Genomic DNA, 19889 nt, shown 5'->3' with positions numbered 1-19889 from the left:
TATGTAGGTTCTGTAAGACCTAGCTTAGTCGAACTCATCTGTTGTGCCCGGTCGTTTCCTTTCTATACCCTTGCGCTGCTCTCGTTTGCTTCTCCTGCTTGTGCTGTTGAGGCTATTGACTAGCACTTGCTTGGTTTTTGCTCAAACACCAGAAGTACAAGGTTCACCAACACCCGCCAGTGTCGCGACCACAGACATCCCCAAGATCTTAACGGAGGCTCGTTCGTTGAAGAATAGCTACCGCGAGTCGGAGGCCTTGGCCAAGTACGAGCAAGTGCTCAGTAAAGCGCCGGGCAATTACGAAGCGCTTTGGTCGGCAGCCGTGCTCAGCGTCCGTATTGGCGCGCGTTACACAGATGAGACGCGGAAAGCAGCGTACTACGCAACGGCTCGCCTCTATGCTAACCGGGCTCTAGTGGTCAATCCGGAAGGTGGTGAAGCAAATTATGCCGCGGCTTTTACTATCGCCAACCAAGCAACCTTATTCGGGACGCGTCAATACTTAATAGCCTACCGGGAGATGAAGCCCTACGTGTTCCGAGCCGTAGCACGCCGCCCCGATTGGGCTGATGCCTGGCAGTTGCTCGGGCGCTGGCACTACCGAGTCGACCATTATAATTTCTTTGAGCGCATTTTCAGCCGGTTATTCCTAGGTGGTACGCCAAACGGTGCCGGGAGCCGCAAAGCCATTGATGCCTTACGACGCGCCCACGAGCTAGATCCTAAGCGCATCCAATTCTGCTACGACCTAGCTCGGGTGTACCGCAACCAGGGACAGTACACCAACGCTCGGAATATCCTCAAAGCAGCGCTGAAGATCACGCCAGCAACGAGTGAGGAGCTAGAGGTGAGTCGACGGAGCCGCATTCTGCTGCAACAGCTGCAGCGCAGAGCGATACGCAAGCACCAACTCATCGACGACGATACTCCGCCTGAGATCAAGCGTATGCAGCAAGCAGATACGGTTAGCCTGAAACGAGATTGAGTTTGCAACCTAGGCCAGCTAAGGCGACAAGTGATACGACTGGCAAACACTTCCGCAAAGGTTATCTTTGCTGAAACTTCAGTAGGCTTCAACACGGCATGGTGGTTTCTCCACGTTCTATTCTGCGGGTGCTTTTGGTAAGTGCTGTCATGACTACGGCATGTGAGCGCGCGTCCACGGAGCGCCCTGATAGAATGGTCAACTTAGCTACCGTGCAAAGCGGGCCTCAACTGCAAGCGCAAGAATTGGAGGGTGCTATTGCGCGCCAGCCTCAAAATGCAGCACTTTACGCTCGGCGGGCGAGCTTCCGGCTTGCGGCCGGCCAGTTTAGCCCCGCGCTCGAAGATATTAACCGCGCCATTGATTTAAATGAGGATGAAGGCGAATTTTACTTCACTAAAGCCCGCATTCTACGCGGACAGAATCGGTTAACTGCAACGCTTGAGGCGGCAGAGGCCGCCGCACAACAGGGTTACTCGTCTCCGGAATTAAACTTGCTGGTAGGAGAGGCGAACTTGGCATTGCGCCACTATGAAGCTGCCCTCGACCAACTCGACCGCGTGCTCCGCCAAGAGCCCGAACACGCAGCAGCCCTTTTCTACAAAGGACTAGCCTATGCCGCGGTAGCCGATACCGTGCAGGCGCTTGATTACCTGCGTGCCAGCTTGGCGCGTGAGCCACGGCAGCCTGAGATTCTACACCAGCTAGCTTTTCTATATAATGCCAACCACCAGCCTCTTCAGGCAATGACGTACTCGCAGCGTGGCCTGCGGGTCACGCCTGCCTATGCGCCGCTGTGGTACGATTACGGCAGGCAGTTCGAATTGCAAAGTCATCTTGATAGTGCTCAGCGTTGCTACAGTCGGGCCGTGCAACTAGATACCACTTTGTACCGCGCCGACTATCGGTTGGCACTAGCAGCCTACCAACGGCACCAGTACGCAGCTGTGCTGCCGCACCTGCGTCGTGCATTGCGCCGTGCACCTCGCCTGCTAGATGCTCGTCAGATGCTAGCAGAGAGCTATGAAAGCCTCGGTCAGCAAGCTGAAGCCCTAGCCCAATACCGCCTCCTGGTGGCCGAGAACCCTGGTAACCGACATTGGACTTATAAAGTGTGGAAAGTAAGAGATAAGGTGCGCCGGCAGCAGAACGATACCCTATCGGCCACAGCGCAAAATACCGATGAACCTGCCCCGCCAGAAGAGTAAATGTTGCTGTTGATTGCCATAAGTCAGGGTATTATTGTAGGCAGGGAATTTCGACGCCCCTTTGTCCTGTTGGGGCAGTAGTAAAGTAAATACCCAAACCCGATGAGCAGCTTGCTTCCTCATAATTTGGTTCAAGCTGCTAACTTGCGGGCACGTGCTGTTTTTTAGCTCCCTCTCAATATGATTGATATTACGCTTCCCGACGGCTCCGTGCGCCAATTTGAGGCCGGAGTGTCGGGCTATGATGTGGCCGCCAGCATCAGCGAAGGTCTGGCCCGCAACGCTCTAAGTGTGCGTGTGAACGGCGAAGTTCGTGACTTGGCTCGCCCCATCACTGAGAATGCCAAGGTAGAAATCCTAACCTGGAACGATCCGTCTGGTAAGGCCACTTTCTGGCATTCTTCCGCTCACTTATTAGCCGAAGCATTGGAGGCCTTGTATCCTGGCGTGAAGCTAGGTATTGGTCCATCCATCGAAAATGGCTTCTATTACGACATTGACCTAGGAGAAGGCCGTGCGATTTCAACGGACGATTTTCCGAAAATTGAGCAAAAGATGGTCGAGCTGGTCAAGAAAAAGAGCCAGTATATACGCCGTGAAGTGCCAAAAGCTGAGGCCATTGCCTACTTTGAAGAAAAAGGAGACCCTTATAAGCTCGACCTACTTCAAAACTTAGAAGACGGTCAGATTACCTTTTACACGCAAGGTGACTTTACCGACCTTTGCCGCGGGCCGCATTTGCCTGATACTAGCCCTATCAAGGCGGTGAAGCTCATGAACGTAGCCGGGGCTTACTGGCGCGGCGACGAGAAGAATAAGCAACTGACCCGTATCTACGGCATTACCTTCCCCAAGGCAAAAGAGCTAACGGAGTATCTAGAAAAGCTGGAAGAAGCCAAGCGCCGCGACCACCGCAAGCTAGGTAAAGAACTGGAGCTGTTTGCCTTTTCGGAGAAAGTAGGAGCAGGGCTGCCGCTGTGGCTACCCAAAGGCACCGCTCTCCGCGAGCGGCTAGAGCAGTTTCTGCGCCGCGCCCAGGTGAAAGCCGGTTACCTGCCCGTCGTGACACCCAACATTGGCTCGAAGGAGCTATACGTAACCAGCGGCCACTACGAGAAGTACGGCGCCGATTCGTTCCAGCCTATCAAGACGCCAAACCCGGGGGAGGAATTCATGCTTAAGCCCATGAACTGCCCACACCACTGCGAAATATACAAGACCAAGCCCCGTTCGTACCGTGACTTACCGTTGCGTTTGGCGGAGTTCGGAACGGTGTATCGCTATGAGCAAAGCGGTGAGCTGCACGGCCTGACCCGGGTGCGCGGCTTTACGCAAGACGATGCCCACATTTTCTGCCGCCCCGATCAGGTAAAGGAGGAGTTCCTGAAGGTAATCGACATTGTGCTGTATGTGCTCAAGGCGTTAGATTTCCCCGATTTCACGGCTCAGATTTCTCTCCGCGACCCGGAAAATAAGGCCAAGTACATTGGTTCTGACGAAAACTGGGCCCGCGCTGAAGCTGCTATTCAAGAAGCTGCCACCGAAAAAGGGCTCAACACGGTAACCGAACTCGGTGAAGCTGCTTTCTACGGCCCTAAGCTCGACTTCATGGTGCGCGATGCGCTAGGCCGCAAGTGGCAGCTCGGTACCATTCAGGTAGATTACAATCTGCCCGAGCGTTTCGAATTAGAATACGTGGCGCCCGACAACTCCCGACAGCGTCCTGTCATGATTCACCGCGCGCCGTTTGGTTCGTTGGAGCGTTTCGTGGCCGTGCTTATCGAGCACTGCGCCGGCAACTTCCCGTTGTGGCTTTCGCCCGAGCAATTTGCCATTCTACCGATTTCGGAAAAGTATCAAGACTACGCTCAGCAAGTTTTTGAGCGTCTTCAAGCTGCTGAACTGCGTGGTTCCATCGACAACCGCGACGAGAAAATAGGGCGCAAAATTCGCGATGCGGAAATTGCCAAAGTCCCTTACATGCTCATTGTAGGAGAGAAAGAGCAGGAGAATGGTATCGTTTCAGTGCGCAAGCACGGCGAAGGTGACGTAGGCAGTATGCCAGTCGATGCCTTTGTGCGCAGCTTCCAAGGCCAAGTTGCCGATATGATGGAGGGAAAAGTTGTTGCCTGATCGAAATAAAGTTGAATAACTGCTGAAAGAATTTAGAAGCATTTTCGAATAAAATCTAACAAAATGGTAGGCCTGCCGTTTGTATTTGGAAGCAAACGGTAGGTTTAACTACTAAAAGAATAATTGTTTGCTGTAAAGTTGTCCTTGTCTGCTAACGTATTGCGTCTGAAGGCGAACATATAACATCAGGTTGGAAGACAATTTTATATAGTGGCTTTTTTAGATTCCAAAAAAAGCCGGATATTTGCCCGCTGATTAGGAAACTAGTACTGCTAGTAACCTCAGCCGCAAAAGTTAATTTATTTCCTCACCTTTCATAAGGAGACCCAACCCATAGCAACCCCGAATCGTCGCTACGTTCCCCGTACTCAGGTGGAGGAGCCGTTTAAAATCAACCAGAAGATTACGGCTCGTGAAGTACGCCTAGTAGGTGAAAATGTCGAACAAGGCATTTATTCTGTTGACCAGGCCCGCCGCATGGCTCAGGAGCAAAACCTTGATCTAGTAGAAATTTCGCCCACTGCCGTACCGCCGGTGTGCCGCATCATCGACTACTCGAAATTCAAGTACGAGCAGAAGAAGCGCACCCGCGAAATGAAGGCCAAAGCCACGAAAGTGGTAGTGAAAGAAATTCGTTTCGGTCCTAATACCGATGAGCACGACTTTGCCTTCAAGCTTAAGCATGCGCAAGAATTCCTCAAAGAAGGCGCTAAGATCAAAGCTTACGTGCACTTTGTAGGTCGTTCAATCGTGTTCAAAGAACGCGGTGAAATCCTGCTGCTTAAGTTTGCGCAGGCTCTTGAAGAGCTAGCCAAAGTAGAGCAACTTCCGAAGCTAGAAGGCAAACGCATGTTCTTGTACTTGGCACCCAAAGTTGCAATTGCTACTCCGAAGCCAAAGCCTGCAACGCCCAAAGAAGGAGTTCCGGCTCCGAAGGAAGCTCAGTAAAAGTATCAACTGATTTCTTTTGCGGGCTTACTCCAACAGCATTTCTTTTTCTCAATATATACCACAATGCCAAAAGTAAAGACGAAATCCGGTGCTAAGAAGCGTTTTACGCTCACCGGCTCGGGCAAGGTGAAGCGGAAGCACGCCTTCAAAAGCCACATCCTAACGAAAAAGACGACCAAGCAGAAGCGCGCTTTGACGCATGCTACGTTGGTTAGCTCGGCCGACATGAACCGCGTAAAGGATATGTTGAACATCTAAATGGCAGACGGTAGGTAGGAAGCTCCTAGCAGGCGCTAACCACCTAGCGACCCATAGTTCAGCCATTTAATTTTTTAAACCAGGCGCCCGGTCTACAAGACAAGATTGTCACCGGTCGCCAAAAAAAGTAGGTTATGCCAAGAAGCGTCAATCACGTGGCCTCACGCCACCGTCGCAAGAAAGTAATGAAGTTGGCGAAGGGCTATTTCGGCCGTCGCAAGAATGTTTGGACCGTTGCTAAGAACGCCGTTGAGAAAGGCCTACTCTATGCCTATCGCGACCGTAAAACCAAGAAGCGCGAGTTCCGTGCTCTTTGGATTCAGCGTATCAACGCTGGGGCTCGCGAGCATGGATTATCTTACTCTCAGTTCATGGGCGGCCTGAAAAAAGCAGGTATCGATCTGAACCGCAAAGTACTAGCTGATCTGGCACTCAACCATCCCGAGGCTTTCCGCGGTATTGTGGAAAAAATCAAATAAGTTCTCAGCGTAAGCTGAAATAAAAACCGCTTAGCAGATTCTGCTAAGCGGTTTTTTTATGCCCTATCGCGAAAGGAAAAGCATTCAGTTCTTATAATCAGCACACTAAATCGGGTTACGAGCAATAACTGTTGCTATCATTATCTATTAGCGGGGCAAGCTGCCTAGCCAAGCTTCTGCTTCGCTAACAGTGTCAAAACGCTTGAAGATAAAGTCAGAGGGGGCGTCTGTAATTACTGTTTGCGTCGATAGTCTGTGCATTGGATTGCTGCCGTCAACGATGGCGCAATATTCTGCGCGTACTTGCTTCATAGCGCGCGGGAGCCATTCGCGGGTGATCCAATGCTGAGCCGCCGCCGATAAAGGCTGCCGTTGACCATGTTCAGATAAGATCTTACGGGAGTCTGTATTATCTAGTAATAGAAGAGCCTGCTCATAGAACGCTTGTAAGTCAGTGAGCTGGATACGGTCTGCGCTCCATTGCAAATGTATGTGGCCTTGTGTAGAGTAGTAAATATCTCCCACTGCATTGGCAAAGTGTGGGGCCTTGGGAGGTCGTGCGTGGGAAGTCGCCATTATAATGGATTAGAAGCAACCAGTCTGCAAATACCTTGCGTGACTAGCTGCTAGTTTCAATCGATTCTGTAACAAAATTAAATTTTCCTTAAAAGTTCGAGGTCAATTAGTATTATTACGAGGTTGCATGTAGAAGCGACAAGGAATCAACAAGTTTAACTAAGAGCACATTTGCTACTGTTGAGCTTGGTTAAGCTCGTCCATTGGGCGTTTTTAGCTGCCATATTCTTTGCGGGAAGCTTCTTCTACAACCCTAATTGTCTAGTTGCGTTTTATTCATTAAATAAGATAGGGAACTATTTTGAGGAGTGTTGGTACAGCGTTCAGCAAGTAAACAACGAGCAGCATTTAATGCAGGTAACCGTGCAAAGAAGCAGGCCACCGCTCAACCTTGTGGCTCGAGCATCAAGCATCTTCTCAATTGTTCATCGAACAGCTCCTACAGGCTCTTCTATACTATCTGTGGCGCATCTTCTTCGAGCAGGCTAACACCTGTTCACTTATTAGCACGACCTAGTCCTCCGAGACTTCGCGCCTGAACGTCTCACGCAAGGGGCTAAGAGCTACTTGTAGATCACTCTACTGCTTATAAGTACTAGCCCTGCAAGTACACCAACCTTCACACAACCAACCAAACACGTATGAAACAGAAAGTCCTGATAACTGGTGGCGCTGGCTTCATTGGATCACACTTAGCAGATGAACTGCTAAGCCACGGATACACGGTAAGAGCCTTAGATAATCTGTCGGAGCAAGTACACGGGAAAGATTGCGTGCGCCCAGATTACTTGCATGAAGACGTAGAGCTGCTGGTAGGGGACGTCCGCGACCCTGATGCTGTAAAGCGGGCATTAGACGGTGTAGATGCTGTTTTTCACTTCGCCGCAATGGTTGGGGTAGGCCAAAGCATGTACGAAATCAAAGAGTACACTGAGGTCAACAACGTTGGAACAGCCGTGTTGCTGGAAGCTCTGATTAAGAAGCCAGTGAAAAAGCTGGTGGTAGCCAGCAGCATGAGCATCTACGGCGAAGGACTTTATAAAAGCGCGTCAGGTGAGCAGGTAATGGCCTCTGAGCGTCCTTTAGAGCAGTTGAAAGAAGGTAATTGGGAACTCTTAGATGCTCAAGGACAACCCTTGCAGCCGATCCCGACCAACGAAACCAAATTACCCTGCCTATCATCGGTGTATGCGCTGTCGAAGTACGACCAAGAGCGCATGAGCCTGATGGTGGGTCGCGCTTACAATATCCCGACCGTGGCGATGCGCTTTTTCAACGTGTACGGCACCCGTCAGGCGCTTTCAAACCCCTATACGGGGGTACTAGCCATTTTTGCCTCACGTTTGCTCAATGGGAATGCGCCCATGATTTTTGAGGACGGGCAGCAGCAGCGCGATTTTGTGCACGTTCGGGATGTGGCCTTGGCTTGCCGTCTCGCTTTGGAGAAAGAGGAGGCGAATGGGCAAGTATTCAACGTAGGGAGTGGCAACAACTACACCATCAGCGAAATATCGGAGCGGCTGGCTAAAGTGCTCGACAAAGCTGAACTGCTGCCGCAAATCACGGGCAAGTACCGCGTGGGTGACATTCGCCACTGCTACGCCGACATCTCTTTGGCGAAGGAAAAACTTAGTTTTTATCCGCAGGTAGAGTTCAATAGCGGCTTGGAAGAGCTAGCCTCCTGGCTGGAAGGGCAAATTGCTTATGACCGTGTGAACGAGGCCAGCGCCGAGCTAGCAGCTCGTGGCCTGACGGTTTAAGGTAAGCAGGCTTCTTCTAACATATTGAAGGATAAGAACATGAATAATTCTGTAACCACAGAGCAAAAGCAGACTCGTCCTAGTATTGGCATTATAGAATGGTTTCGGCCGGGAGAGTACGAGCGTGTTACGCAAGTGCTAAATGATCTGAAGGAACTCGGCGTAACGGAGTTGCGCACTGGTGTGTCTTGGGCTGATTTCTACGCGGAAGGTGGCCGCGAGTGGTACCACTGGCTGTTGCCAACAATAGCCAGGGAAGTGCACTTACTTCCCTACTTTTCGCAAACACCACCTGCTCTGGGCGTGCGCCCCAAAACGTCGGCTCCTCCTGTGCAGCCTAAGCTGTACGCTGATTTTTTGGATGTCTTCATCACAGAGCTAGGCGAATACTTTGACTGGGTTGAGTTGTGGAACGAGCCGAACAACCGAGCCGAATACGACTACACCCTGGATTATGGCTGGTTTAAGTTCGCCGAAATGGTGGGCGGTGCCGCTTACTGGGCCAAGCAGCGTGGTAAGAAAACCGTGCTCGGTGGCATGAACCCCATTGATCCAACTTGGCTACACCTGCTGTTTGAGCGGGGTGTGATGCAGTACATTGATGCCATCGGAGTGCATGGCTTCCCGGATGTATATGATCAGCAATGGGAGGGCTGGGAGGAAAACGTAGCACTCGTGCGGCAAGTACTGGATCAACACAACTGCTCGGCAGAGGTGTGGATTACTGCTGCTGGCTTCTCAACGTGGAACTACGACGAGTACAGGCAGCTGCAGGAGTTCCAAAATGTGCTTGAGGCCAACGTGAACCGGGTATACTGGTACAGTGCCCATGACCTAGCTCCGGGCACCACGGGTACTGTAAGCAAGGATGAACGCACGTATCATTTTGGCCTGAAGCGCACAGATGGTACCGCTAAGCTGCTATATCGACTTTGGGCGCAGCATGGCCTAGCTGGTCTAAATGACCTGAGCTACATCAAGCAAGATACTCCTGCTAATGATGAACCATATACGTTAATTACGGGTGGTGCTGGCTTTGTGGGCACCAACCTAGCTAAGCGGTTGCTGGAAAGCGGTAAGCGGGTGCTCGTGTTCGATAGCCTCGTGCGAGAAGGGGTGGAGCGTAACCTGAAGTGGCTGCACGACACGTACGGTGACCAGCTGCAAGTGTATGTCGGTGATATCCGCGACCTGCAGACCGTGAAACGCGTGATGCGCAAGGCTGAGGCCGTATTCCATTTTGCCGCGCAAGTGGCCGTCACGACTTCACTGGACCTGCCAATCAATGACTTCGAGATTAATGCGCGCGGTATCATCAACGTGCTGGAAGCTATTCGGGCGCAGGATAATCCGCCGCCGCTGGTATTCACCTCCACAAATAAGGTGTATGGAGGCCTCGAAGATTTGCATTTCGTCCCGAATGGTTCGCGCTACTATCCTACGGATAAGCACATCAAAGCCAACGGTATCAGCGAGCAACGTTCACTGGACTTCCATAGTCCGTATGGGTGCTCAAAAGGCACAGCTGATCAATATGTTATTGACTATGCTAGGTCGTATGGGGTGCCCGCAGTTGTGTTTCGTATGAGCTGTATCTACGGGCCGCATCAATACGGCAACGAAGATCAGGGCTGGGTCGCACACTTTGCGATCCGCGCTATTGAAGACAAGCCCATCAACATCTATGGGGATGGTAAGCAAGTGCGCGACATCCTCTTTGTTGAAGATTTAGTAGATGCCTTCTTGCTAGCCCAGCAGTACATGCCGCAGTTGTCAGGGCAGGCCTTCAACATTGGCGGAGGCGTGACCAATACGGTCAGCCTGCTGGAGTTGCTAGACACTATTAGTGACTATAAGGGCGAGAAGATCCCGCTCTCCTTCGGCGATTGGCGCACCGGCGACCAGCACTATTACGTATCGGACATCCGCAAATTCCGACAAGCCACTGGCTGGTATCCGCGGCACAATGTGCAGCTAGGCGTTGCCAAGCTCTACACATGGCTGTGCGAAAGCCGCGGTATGGCAGCACCTAGATTGCTGCCCACTGAGAAGAAAGAAACGACCAAGAAAGTAGCCATAGCCTAATGCAAAGTACCCCCGCTGCGACGCAGAACAAGGAAGCTGAAATAGAACCAGTTATAAGTCGGGCGGCCGTGATTACGGCGCCGCAACACGTTGAAATAGAAGAAAACACATTGCCTGTGCCGCAAGCTGGGCAGGTGCGTTTGCGCCTGGAAGGCTGCGGCTTGTGCGCCTCCAACATTCCGGTGTGGGAAGGCCGTGAGTGGTTTTCGTACCCCATTGAAGCTGGTAATCCTGGGCACGAAGGTTGGGGCGTGATTGACGCCGTTGGCGAAGGCGTAACTGACCTAGCTATTGGCGACCGGGTAGCGGCGCTTTCCTACCATGCCTACGCCGAGTACGACATAGCCGACGCCGATAAAGTGGTGAAGCTGCCCAAAGAGCTAGCTAATCAGCCTTTTCCCGGTGAGCCGCTAGGCTGTGCCATGAACATCTTCCGGCGGAGCAATGTCGAGGCCGGCCAAACGGTGGCTATCCTAGGTATTGGCTTTTTGGGGGCATTGCTCGTGCAACTCGCGAAGCACGCTGGGGCGCGGGTCATCGCCGTTTCGCAGCGCGAGTATTCGCTCGACATCGCTAAGCAATGCGGTGCTGATGAAGTGGTGAAGATGGATGATCATTATCAGATCATCGAGAAAGTGAAGACGCTCACCGATAGCAAGTTTTGCGAACGAGTTATCGAGTGTACGGGCAAAGAGTGGCCGCTGAACCTTGCCGGCGAACTTACGGCTGAGCGCGGACGCCTCATCATTGCCGGTTTCCACCAAGATGGCATGCGGCAGGTGAATATCCAGCTCTGGAACTGGCGCGGCCTCGACGTTATCAACGCCCACGAGCGTGATGCCCAGGAGTATATAAAGGGGATTCGGGATGCGGTAGAAGCCGTGACACAAGGGGTGCTGAAACCTAGCCTTCTATACACGCACTCCTATCCGCTCAATGACCTCAAACAAGCTTTCGACGACCTGACGAGTCGACCAGATGGTTTTATGAAAGCGCTTATTACGTTCTAATGGCAGCTGACTCTCCCTCTAACCAAACGCAGCTCGACTTTACGACTACTGCTTCCTCCAATAAGCCGAAGCTAGGTTTTCTGGGCGTAGGCTGGATTGGTCGTAGCCGTTTGGAAGCCATTGCTACGCAAGGGCTGGCTGATGTAGCCTACGTTGCCGATCCGGTGCCCGAGAACACAGAAGCTGCGCTCCAAAGTGCTCCAGGCGCAATAGCCGTAGAGTCGTTGGAAGCCATCTTAGCGCAGCCAGACCTAGCTGGCGTCGTGATAGCAACGCCGAGTGCGCTACACGCCGAGCAAAGCATACAAGCGCTACAGGCTGGTAAATCTGTTTTTTGTCAGAAGCCCCTAGGGCGCAACGCGGCCGAAACGCGCGAAGTGGTGGAAGCGGCCCGCACCGCTAATAAGCTGATTGGAGTGGATCTTTCGTACCGCCATATCCGGGCCATGCAGGAGGTATACCGCGTGGTGCAATCGGGCGAGCTAGGCACGGTGTACGCGGTGGAGCTGGTATTTCACAACGCCTATGGGCCAGATAAGCCTTGGTTTTACGACCCTAAGTTTTCGGGCGGCGGCTGTGTCGTTGACCTAGGGGTACACCTGGTCGACCTAGCATTGTGGTCCTTGGGTTTCCCGCAGGTACAACATGTGAATAGCGCGTTGTTCTCCAAAGGTCAGCCGCTAACGAATTCGGCTGAACAAGTTGAGGATTACGCAATAGCCAGCATCGCGCTGGCTAGCGGCGCGCATGTGCAGCTGACTTGCTCCTGGAATTTGCCGGCTGGCCAAGAAGCCATCATTGGCGCCACCTTCTACGGTACGCAAGGCGGCGTAGCGTTCCGTAACCTCAACGGCTCCTTTTACGACTTCGCGGCAGATCGTTACTATAGCACCCGTACCGAACGCCTCAGCTCACCACCCGATGAATGGTCGGGGCGAGCGGGTGCCGTGTGGGCGGAGCGGCTCGCCAACGGCGAAACGTACAGCCAAGAGGCAGAAGAGTTTGTGCGCGTAGCGGAAGTGTTGGACAAGATCTACGGGCGGGCCTAGCATGAATGCTGCCTTGCCCCGAAGCATCCTTATGACCGCCGACACTGTTGGCGGCGTATGGACGTACGCTTTGGCGCTGATTAAAGGCCTGGCCCCCTATGGCACGCACGTCACTCTCGCCACAATGGGCGCTCCGCTGAGCGAAGCTCAGCACCGGCAAGTGGCCGCCATCGACAACCTGACCCTCTATGAAAGCACCTACGCGCTTGAATGGATGGACAATCCGTGGGATGACGTGGCTCGCGCTGGCCAGTGGCTGCTCGACCTAGCTGCCGAGGTGAACCCCGACCTTATTCATCTCAATGCCATGGCCCACGGCAACCTAGCTTGGCAGAAGCCAGTGCTAGCCGTGGTGCATTCGTGTGTGCTGTCGTGGTGGCGAGCGGTGCTAGGTGAGGATGCGCCAGCAAGCTGGGACACGTACCGGGAGTGGATTAGCCGCGGTTTGCGTGCAGTTGATTGGGTGGTGGCACCTACCAAAGCGTTGCTCTCCGAGGCAGAAGCCTTATATGGACCGTTTCGAGAGTCGTCGGTTATCTATAATGGCTGCGACCCACAGCACTTCTGCACAGGCACCAAGGAGCCGTTCATCCTGAGTATGGGACGGGTGTGGGATGAAGCCAAAAATATTTCCTTGCTAGCGAACATTGCGGCCAACTTGCCCTGGCCCGTGTACATCGCCGGCGACGCTACGCACCCTACGACAGGTGAAACGCTCCCGCTCCCAAACGTGCATTTCCTCGGTAAGCTTTCCGCTACAGAAGCTGCTGAATGGCTAGGTCGTGCTGCCATCTACGTCATGCCGGCCAAGTACGAACCCTTCGGTTTGACGCTGCTGGAAGCAGCTTTGTCGGGCTGCGCGTTGGTGGCTGGTCGGATCACTACCTTAACGGAAGTGTGGGGGGAGGCGGCCGTTTACGCTGACCCGCAAGATGCGCAGGAGCTACAAGCGGTGTTGCGGCACCTCATTGAAGATGAAGCCTATCGCAAGCACCTAGCAAGTTTGGCGATGCATCGTGCCCAACGTTACACGGCTGCACAGATGACGCAGTCTTATCACAGCCTTTATCAGCAACTGCTAGCTGGCGAGGCCTCACCTAGCTTCACCGAATCCGACCTAGCTTCTTCAATAAGCAAGCAAGGTAACGTTCAGTGAAAACCAAAATACTACTTCTTTCCCCATGAACATAACCCTATTCTACCACTCCATTCTTTCTGACTGGAACCACGGCAACGCTCACTTTCTGCGTGGCATCGTGCACGAGCTGCAAAAGCATGGTCACCAGGTGCAGGTGTACGAACCGCAGGGTGGCTGGAGCTTACAAAACCTGATTGAGGGCTACGGTGAAGAAAAGCTCGACGAGCTCAAGCAGTATTACCCCACCATCAGCACCAACTTCTACACGCTCGATACGCTCGACCTAGATGCCGTGCTGAAAGATGCCGACCTGGTGCTCGTGCACGAGTGGAGCGACCATGAGCTAGTGCGCCGAATAGGGGAGCACCGCACCACCCACAACTACCAGCTGCTCTTCCACGACACGCACCACCGCGCCGTAACGGAGCGCGAAAGCATGGCCAAGTACGACCTTTCGCACTACGATGGTGTGCTAGCTTTCGGCAACGTGATTCGGGAGCTGTACTTGCGCGAAGGTTGGACGAAACGCGCCTGGACTTGGCACGAAGCCGCCGACACGAGCGTATTCTACCCCCACGAGCGCCAGGGCGACTACGCCGGCGACCTGGTGTGGGTCGGCAATTGGGGCGACGAAGAGCGCACCGCCGAGCTGCACGAGTTTCTGATCAACCCCGTGAAGGAGCTAGGTCTGAAAGCGAAGATCTACGGGGTCCGCTACCCCGAGCACGCCCTCAAGTCCTTGGCCGATGCGGGTATCGAGTACGGCGGTTGGTTACCCAACTATAAGGCCCCCGAAGAGTTTGCCAAGTACAAAGTAACCGTGCACGTGCCTCGCCGCCCCTACGTGGAAGCGCTGCCGGGCATCCCGACCATCCGGCCCTTCGAGGCCCTGGCGTGCGGCATTCCGCTGATTACCTCCCCCTGGGACGATGCCGAACACCTGTTCACGCCCGGCGAAGATTTCTTAGTGGTTCGTTCTGGCGCTGAGATGAAAGAACAGCTGCAAAGCTTGCTTTCTGACTATGCCAAAGCTTCTGCATTGGCGCAACACGGCTTGCAGACCATCCTGAGCCGTCATACGTGCGCACACCGCGTGAACGAGCTAGAAAAGATCTGTCTGGAGCTAGGTATCGACCAAGCTAAAGTTTTCCTCCAAACCCCCGCTGTCGTATGAACCCCCGCAAACTGAATATTGCTTTCTTTGGCTCTAGCCTGGTGTCAGCTTACTGGAATGGAGCCGCTACGTACTACCGGGGCGTTATTCGCGCTTTGCATGAGCGCGGCCACCAAGTTACCTTCTACGAGCCGGACGCTTACGACCGGCAGCAAAACCGCGACATTCCCGATCCGGAGTACGCCAAAGTAGTGGTGTACGAGGCCACCGAAGAAGCCGCGCACCGCTGCCTAGCCCAAGCCGAAGCCGCCGACCTCGTAGTAAAAGCCAGCGGCGTAGGCGTGTTCGATGAGTTGTTGGAGCGTGAAGTGCTGAAACTCAAAACCGATGAGCGCCTGGTTATTTTCTGGGACGTCGACGCGCCGGCCACCCTCGACCGGGTGCATCATAACGCGCAAGATCCTTTCCTGTCGCTCATCCCGCAGTACGACCTCATTTTGACCTACGGCGGCGGCGACCCAGTTATTCAGGCCTACGAAGCCCTAGGTGCGCAGAAGTGCGTGCCTATTTACAATGCCCTCGATACCACCACGCACCACCCTGTAGCACCCGAGCCGCGCTTTGCTTGCGACCTAGCTTTCCTCGGCAACCGGCTGCCCGACCGGGAAGCCCGGGTGGAAGAGTTCTTCCTAAACCCTGCCGCTGCGACACCTGACAAGCGCTTTATCATCGGCGGGAGCGGCTGGGGTGATAAGTCCATGGCACCCAACGTGACCTACATCGGCCACGTGTATACGAACGACCATAACGCCTTCAATTGCACGCCCAAGGCCGTGCTCAACATCAGCCGCGAAAGCATGGCCCGCTACGGTTTTTCGCCGGCTACGCGAGTGTTCGAAGCAGCTGGTGCTGGCGCCTGCATCATCACCGATTACTGGGAAGGCATCGACTTTTTCTTTGAACCTGAACAGGAAATATTGGTGGCTAAGAGTGGGGCAGAAGTGGCTTCTATCCTAGCTGACCTAACGGACGACCAAGCCAAGGCTATTGGCCAAGCTGCTTACCAAAAAGTGCTGTCGGCGCACACGTATAATCATCGCGCTGAACAGCTAGAGCAGCTGCTCTATACCAAGGTTAACCAGCAGAGTTTAGCTTTAAGTGGTGCTTCAGCAACTGAAAAGTAGTTCCTTAGAAATCAAAAGCTTATTGTGATCAGTACGTTTCATGGCAAGCAGCTGATTCCTAGCTTTTAGGTCCTTTCCAAAGATGAATATTGTAATCTTAGGCTTGTCGATTACCTCCAGCTGGGGCAATGGGCACGCGACTACTTTTCGGGGCTTAGTGCGAGAGTTGACTCGTAGCGGCCACCGTGTTTTGTTTCTGGAGCGCGACGTGCCGTGGTATGCCAGCCACCGCGACCTACCTAATCCTGATTACTGCCAAACGGAACTGTACGCCTCGCTCGACGATCTGAAAGCTAGGTTCACCGAACCGGTACGCGAAGCTGATATGGTCATCGTTGGTTCGTACGTGCCAGAGGGCGTGCCGGTGGGCGAGTGGGTCGCGCAAACGGCGCAGGGCATCAAAGCGTTCTACGACATCGATACGCCCGTGACCCTAGCCAAGCTAGAGCGCGGCGACTTTGAGTACCTACACCCAAGCCTCATCCCGCAATACGACCTGTACCTGTCGTTCACCGGTGGCCCCACGCTCGACGTGCTGGAGCAAAAGTATGGCTCGCCCATGGCGCGCGCCCTTTACTGCTCCTTCGACCCCGCGCTGTACTTCCCCGAGCCACAGCAAACCAAGTGGGACCTAGGTTACCTCGGTACGTATTCCGACGACCGTCAGCCGCCCCTCGAAAAGCTCATGCTCGACGCTGCCCGGCAATGGCCCGAAGGGGGCTTCGTGGTGGCCGGGCCGCAGTACCCCGCCTCGGTGCAGTGGCCCACCAATACCGAATACATTAGCCACCTGCCCCCGGCCGACCATCGGGCGTTCTACAACGCCCAGCGCTTCACCCAAAACATCACGCGCGCCGACATGATCCGGGCCGGCTACTCGCCCAGCGTGCGCTTGTTTGAAGCCGCCGCCTGTGGCACGCCCATTATCTCCGATTACTGGGATGGGCTGGATTCACTGTTTGCGTTTGATAGCGAAATTCTTGTCGCTTACTCGGCGGCCGACACCTTGCGCTACCTACGCGAGATGAGCGAAACCGAGCGGCAAGCCATTGGCGAACGGGCCCGGCAAAAGGTGCTAGCCCAGCACACAGCTGCACACCGAGCACAAGAACTAACGCAGTACGCCCGCGCTTTGATGACCGTATAAAGGTCTTTCGTATAGCATAGACGGCCAGCATAAACTTGCTGATAGTCAAATACTGATACTATGAACATTCAAGAAGAGATACAACAGCTAGGTCCTTGGTTTCACAACCTGCACCTGCCCGGCGGCGTGCAGACCGCTCCTAACCACGCCCTAGGTGATTTCCCTTCCTTTAAATGGCGGGATCTGGAAAATAGCATTCCCGCTGACCTCACCGGCTGGAACGTGCTGGACGTGGGCTGCAATGCTGGCTTCTATTCTTTGGAGCTAGCCAAACGTGGCGCCAACGTACTCGGCATCGACGTAGACCCGCACTACTTGCGACAAGCCGAATGGGCAGCTCGCCAGCTAGGTTTGGAAGACCGCATTACGTTGCAACAGATGCAAGTCTACGACGTGGCGCGTCTCGACCAGCAGTTCGACCTGATCTGGTACATGGGTGTGCTGTATCACTTGCGGTACCCGCTGCTGTCGCTCGATATTCTGTCGCAGAGAACGCGCCGGATGATGGTTTTTCAGACCTTAACCATGCCTGGCGAAGACACCCAAGAGACGCCTTTCGACTTCGGTATTGATGAACGGGAGCAGATGCAGGAGCCGCACTGGCCCAAAATGGCCTTTATTGAAAAGCGGATGGCTGGCGACCCAACGAACTGGTGGGCGCCGAACCACGCTTGCATCGAAGCCATGCTGCGCTCCTGCGGGTTGCGCGTAACCCAACGCCCCGGCCACGAGATGTATATCTGCGAGGTAGATGAAGCATTGCGTCAGGCTCAGCAGTGGAACGAGTCGGAATACCTGTCTGCCCTGGGGCTCGACTGGCAAACGGCCGTGCAGCAAAAGCTAAAGAATAAGAACCGATATTTGAGCCGGTAGGAGCTAGCGGGGCGGGATAACTCAAAAAATGAAGTCTTATGGAAGTTGGAATTGATAGCTTCGCCGCCGCAACCTTGCTGGATAACGGAACTGGTACTACCCTTAGCGGCGCAGAAGCTATAGCTCAGCTGTTGGAGCGCATTGAGCGTGCCGATCAAGTAGGGCTCGATGTTTTTGGAGTTGGTGAGCATCACCGGCCGGAATACTTAGACTCAGCTACGGCAGTCATCCTCGCCGCTGCGGCCGCCCGCACTGAGCGTATTCGGCTGACTAGCGCCGTAACCGTGCTCAGCGCCGCCGACCCAGTACGAGTGTTTCAGCAATTTGCTACGCTTGATCTTATCTCGCGGGGGCGGGCCGAGATGGTTGTAGGACGCGGTTCTTCCATCGAAGCCTTTCCGCTCTTTGGTTTCGACCTCGACGATTATGATGCCCTGTTCACCGAAAAGCTTGACCTATTGCTAACGATTCGGGGGCAGGAGCAGGTGCAGTGGAAAGGCAAGTTCCGGCCTGCCCTGCATGGAGAGGGAATCTACCCGCGGCCCATGCAACAGTCGCTACCCATTTGGTTAGGAGTAGGAGGCACGCCGCAGTCTTTCGCGCGAGCCGGTATGCTAGGTTTGCCGTTGATGGTGGCTATCATTGGTGGCGATACGCATCGCTTTCGGCCGCTAGTTGACCTCTACCGGGAAGCGGGCCGGCGTGCTGGCTATACGCCGGATCAGTTGCCAGTGGGCTTGCACTCGCTCGGGTACGTGGCCGAAACCACGCAGCAAGCCAAGGATGAGTTCTTCCCCGGTTACGCGCACACGTTCACTAGCCGGGCAAAGGAGCGCGGCGGACTACCCGTGACGCGAGGACAGTTTGACGCGCAAGCAGGGCCGCTCGGCGCACTGCTGGTGGGCAACCCGGAAGAAGTAGCGGCCAAAATCCAGCGCCACAGTGAGGCGCTGGGAGGAATTACACGGGTTACTTTTCAAATGGATGTTGCCACCCTGCCACATACCAAGTTGTTAGAAGCTATTGACTTACTCGGTACGCGGGTTGCGCCCTTGCTGCGGGGCTAATTCAACGGCGCACTGTGGTAGTCGGTATAGTTGCAGCTAGGCATAAAGCAGAAGCAGGCGCTGAGGATATCAGCGCCTGCTTCTGCTTTATGCCTGCTTAGCTATGGTGTGTGAATAGTTGATGCAGCCAGTGCATGTGCTTAGAAGATGAACCAACGGTGCTTTTTCGTCTTGGCTTCTTTTTCGCGAGGTACTAGGGTCATGTTCTCGGTGGTGCCACCTTTTACTTTTACTTCTTCATCGGCGTAGCCACCGTAGCCGTATTGCAGAGTAACAGGCTGATTGGCAGGTACGCGTAGTAGGTATTCGCCCTTCGAGTCGGTGCTCACGCCGTAGAAGCTGCCTTTCTGCAGGACTGTTGCGCCAACCAGTGGCTTGCCTTCTTCGTCGAGGATACGGCCCCGTACGGTGGCCACACGCAGCAACTTGGCAGAAGCTTCGGTTTCAGCAGCCGACATTGGTGCGGCAACGGGAGATGCGGCTTCAGTGGTAGGGCGGCTAGAGCCAGCAAACACAGCGCTACCTACTAGAGCAGTACCTACTACCATGGCTGCAGCACGCTGGCGGAAACGCTGGGGTTCGGTGCGGATCAGATCAAATTGACGTTGTACCCAGCCGACTGCTTTTACATCGTGTCCTTTGCTGTTCAGTTCATGGAAGCGACGCAACGTAGCATCGGCTTGCTGGCTGTTGGCTTTGATGTAAGCGTCAACTAACTCGGTGTTTTTGCTGGAGAGGTCCCCGCGCAAATAAGCGTCGCGGTAAGCAGGGAGAAGTTGACCGGTAGTTGCGTGGAAGGGGGAGGCTTTGAGTTTCATTTTGAGAAAGTGCAAATAAGTAGTGCGGAGGAAAGGGGGGTAAACCTATGTGAG

Annotated in this window: 18 protein-coding genes; 16 read left to right on the top strand and 2 right to left on the bottom strand. The window is 54.1% G+C overall.

Annotated elements, in window-relative coordinates; all coding sequences use genetic code 11:
• Positions 1-130: 130 nt before the first annotated feature.
• From SD425_RS14610 to rplT, 6 genes are all read left to right on the top strand, one after another.
• The gene (locus tag SD425_RS14610; RefSeq protein ID WP_324670677.1) at positions 131-985 is read left to right on the top strand and encodes a tetratricopeptide repeat protein; all 855 of its coding nucleotides are present in this window, start codon (positions 131-133) and stop codon (positions 983-985) included.
• Positions 986-1179: 194 nt separating this feature from the next.
• A complete protein-coding gene (locus SD425_RS14605) occupies positions 1180-2193 on the top strand; it encodes a tetratricopeptide repeat protein (protein WP_324670676.1) in 1014 nt (337 codons plus the stop codon).
• A 180-nt stretch (positions 2194-2373) separates the two neighbouring features.
• Complete coding sequence (thrS, locus tag SD425_RS14600) at positions 2374-4326, top strand: threonine--tRNA ligase (protein WP_324670675.1); 1953 nt, start codon at positions 2374-2376, stop codon at positions 4324-4326.
• A gap of 333 nt (positions 4327-4659) precedes the next feature.
• A complete protein-coding gene (gene infC / locus SD425_RS14595; RefSeq protein ID WP_324679545.1) occupies positions 4660-5274 on the top strand; it encodes a translation initiation factor IF-3 in 615 nt (204 codons plus the stop codon).
• 66 nt (positions 5275-5340) lie between these two features.
• A complete protein-coding gene (rpmI, locus tag SD425_RS14590) occupies positions 5341-5535 on the top strand; it encodes a 50S ribosomal protein L35 (protein ID WP_324670674.1) in 195 nt (64 codons plus the stop codon).
• Between the two features lie 134 nt (positions 5536-5669).
• Positions 5670-6014, top strand: coding sequence for a 50S ribosomal protein L20 (gene rplT, locus SD425_RS14585; RefSeq protein WP_086593417.1), 345 nt, complete (start codon positions 5670-5672; stop codon positions 6012-6014).
• A 147-nt stretch (positions 6015-6161) separates the two neighbouring features.
• Here the strand turns inward: rplT and SD425_RS14580 are convergent, their stop codons facing one another.
• Positions 6162-6590: a hypothetical protein gene (locus tag SD425_RS14580; protein WP_324670673.1), complete on the bottom strand. Its 429-nt coding sequence runs from the start codon at positions 6588-6590 to the stop codon at positions 6162-6164.
• Positions 6591-7231: 641 nt separating this feature from the next.
• Between SD425_RS14580 and SD425_RS14575 the strand changes: the two genes are divergently transcribed.
• The 10 genes from SD425_RS14575 to SD425_RS14530 all read left to right on the top strand — a co-directional run bounded on the left by SD425_RS14575 (position 7232) and on the right by SD425_RS14530 (position 19017).
• Complete coding sequence (locus SD425_RS14575) at positions 7232-8350, top strand: NAD-dependent epimerase/dehydratase family protein (RefSeq protein WP_324670672.1); 1119 nt, start codon at positions 7232-7234, stop codon at positions 8348-8350.
• A 39-nt stretch (positions 8351-8389) separates the two neighbouring features.
• Positions 8390-10435: an SDR family NAD(P)-dependent oxidoreductase gene (locus tag SD425_RS14570; protein WP_324670671.1), complete on the top strand. Its 2046-nt coding sequence runs from the start codon at positions 8390-8392 to the stop codon at positions 10433-10435.
• The gene (locus SD425_RS14565; RefSeq protein ID WP_324670670.1) at positions 10435-11445 is read left to right on the top strand and encodes an MDR/zinc-dependent alcohol dehydrogenase-like family protein; all 1011 of its coding nucleotides are present in this window, start codon (positions 10435-10437) and stop codon (positions 11443-11445) included. The genes SD425_RS14570 and SD425_RS14565 overlap by 1 nt, the downstream gene beginning before the upstream one ends.
• Positions 11445-12494, top strand: a complete 1050-nt coding sequence (locus SD425_RS14560) for a Gfo/Idh/MocA family oxidoreductase (protein ID WP_324670669.1) — start codon at positions 11445-11447, stop codon at positions 12492-12494. Before SD425_RS14565 ends, SD425_RS14560 begins: the two co-directional genes overlap by 1 nt.
• Before the next feature lie 31 nt (positions 12495-12525).
• Positions 12526-13650: a glycosyltransferase family 4 protein gene (locus SD425_RS14555; protein WP_324670668.1), complete on the top strand. Its 1125-nt coding sequence runs from the start codon at positions 12526-12528 to the stop codon at positions 13648-13650.
• A gap of 25 nt (positions 13651-13675) precedes the next feature.
• The gene (locus SD425_RS14550) at positions 13676-14806 is read left to right on the top strand and encodes a CgeB family protein (protein ID WP_324670667.1); all 1131 of its coding nucleotides are present in this window, start codon (positions 13676-13678) and stop codon (positions 14804-14806) included.
• A complete protein-coding gene (locus SD425_RS14545; RefSeq protein ID WP_324670666.1) occupies positions 14803-15930 on the top strand; it encodes a CgeB family protein in 1128 nt (375 codons plus the stop codon). The genes SD425_RS14550 and SD425_RS14545 overlap by 4 nt, the downstream gene beginning before the upstream one ends.
• Positions 15931-16012: 82 nt before the next feature.
• A complete protein-coding gene (locus SD425_RS14540; protein ID WP_324670665.1) occupies positions 16013-17077 on the top strand; it encodes a CgeB family protein in 1065 nt (354 codons plus the stop codon).
• 60 nt (positions 17078-17137) lie between these two features.
• Complete coding sequence (locus tag SD425_RS14535; RefSeq protein ID WP_324670664.1) at positions 17138-17950, top strand: TIGR04290 family methyltransferase; 813 nt, start codon at positions 17138-17140, stop codon at positions 17948-17950.
• A gap of 38 nt (positions 17951-17988) precedes the next feature.
• The gene (locus SD425_RS14530; protein ID WP_324670663.1) at positions 17989-19017 is read left to right on the top strand and encodes an LLM class flavin-dependent oxidoreductase; all 1029 of its coding nucleotides are present in this window, start codon (positions 17989-17991) and stop codon (positions 19015-19017) included.
• A 140-nt stretch (positions 19018-19157) separates the two neighbouring features.
• Here the strand turns inward: SD425_RS14530 and SD425_RS14525 are convergent, their stop codons facing one another.
• Entirely contained in the window at positions 19158-19835 is a 678-nt protein-coding gene (locus tag SD425_RS14525; protein WP_324670662.1) for a carboxypeptidase-like regulatory domain-containing protein, read from the bottom strand.
• Positions 19836-19889 lie beyond the last annotated feature (54 nt).

This window comes from Hymenobacter sp. GOD-10R (genome assembly GCF_035609205.1).
GTDB lineage: Bacteria > Bacteroidota > Bacteroidia > Cytophagales > Hymenobacteraceae > Hymenobacter.
This window is presented reverse-complemented; position numbering and strand designations above follow the sequence as displayed.

Excerpts from the sequence above, each read along its gene's own strand:
- SD425_RS14530 (WP_324670663.1), top strand. The coding sequence starts at position 17,989 with ATGGAAGTTGGAATTGATAGCTTCGCCGCCGCAACCTTGCTGGATAAC.
- SD425_RS14545 (WP_324670666.1), top strand. The coding sequence starts at position 14,803 with ATGAACCCCCGCAAACTGAATATTGCTTTCTTTGGCTCTAGCCTGGTG.
- SD425_RS14605 (WP_324670676.1), top strand. The coding sequence starts at position 1,180 with ATGGTCAACTTAGCTACCGTGCAAAGCGGGCCTCAACTGCAAGCGCAA.
- SD425_RS14555 (WP_324670668.1), top strand. The coding sequence starts at position 12,526 with ATGACCGCCGACACTGTTGGCGGCGTATGGACGTACGCTTTGGCGCTG.
- SD425_RS14560 (WP_324670669.1), top strand. The coding sequence starts at position 11,445 with ATGGCAGCTGACTCTCCCTCTAACCAAACGCAGCTCGACTTTACGACT.
- rpmI (WP_324670674.1), top strand. The coding sequence starts at position 5,341 with ATGCCAAAAGTAAAGACGAAATCCGGTGCTAAGAAGCGTTTTACGCTC.
- SD425_RS14565 (WP_324670670.1), top strand. The coding sequence starts at position 10,435 with ATGCAAAGTACCCCCGCTGCGACGCAGAACAAGGAAGCTGAAATAGAA.
- SD425_RS14535 (WP_324670664.1), top strand. The coding sequence starts at position 17,138 with ATGAACATTCAAGAAGAGATACAACAGCTAGGTCCTTGGTTTCACAAC.
- SD425_RS14540 (WP_324670665.1), top strand. The coding sequence starts at position 16,013 with ATGAATATTGTAATCTTAGGCTTGTCGATTACCTCCAGCTGGGGCAAT.
- SD425_RS14570 (WP_324670671.1), top strand. The coding sequence starts at position 8,390 with ATGAATAATTCTGTAACCACAGAGCAAAAGCAGACTCGTCCTAGTATT.
- SD425_RS14575 (WP_324670672.1), top strand. The coding sequence starts at position 7,232 with ATGAAACAGAAAGTCCTGATAACTGGTGGCGCTGGCTTCATTGGATCA.
- SD425_RS14525 (WP_324670662.1), bottom strand. The coding sequence starts at position 19,835 with ATGAAACTCAAAGCCTCCCCCTTCCACGCAACTACCGGTCAACTTCTC.
- rplT (WP_086593417.1), top strand. The coding sequence starts at position 5,670 with ATGCCAAGAAGCGTCAATCACGTGGCCTCACGCCACCGTCGCAAGAAA.
- SD425_RS14580 (WP_324670673.1), bottom strand. The coding sequence starts at position 6,590 with ATGGCGACTTCCCACGCACGACCTCCCAAGGCCCCACACTTTGCCAAT.
- SD425_RS14550 (WP_324670667.1), top strand. The coding sequence starts at position 13,676 with ATGAACATAACCCTATTCTACCACTCCATTCTTTCTGACTGGAACCAC.
- thrS (WP_324670675.1), top strand. The coding sequence starts at position 2,374 with ATGATTGATATTACGCTTCCCGACGGCTCCGTGCGCCAATTTGAGGCC.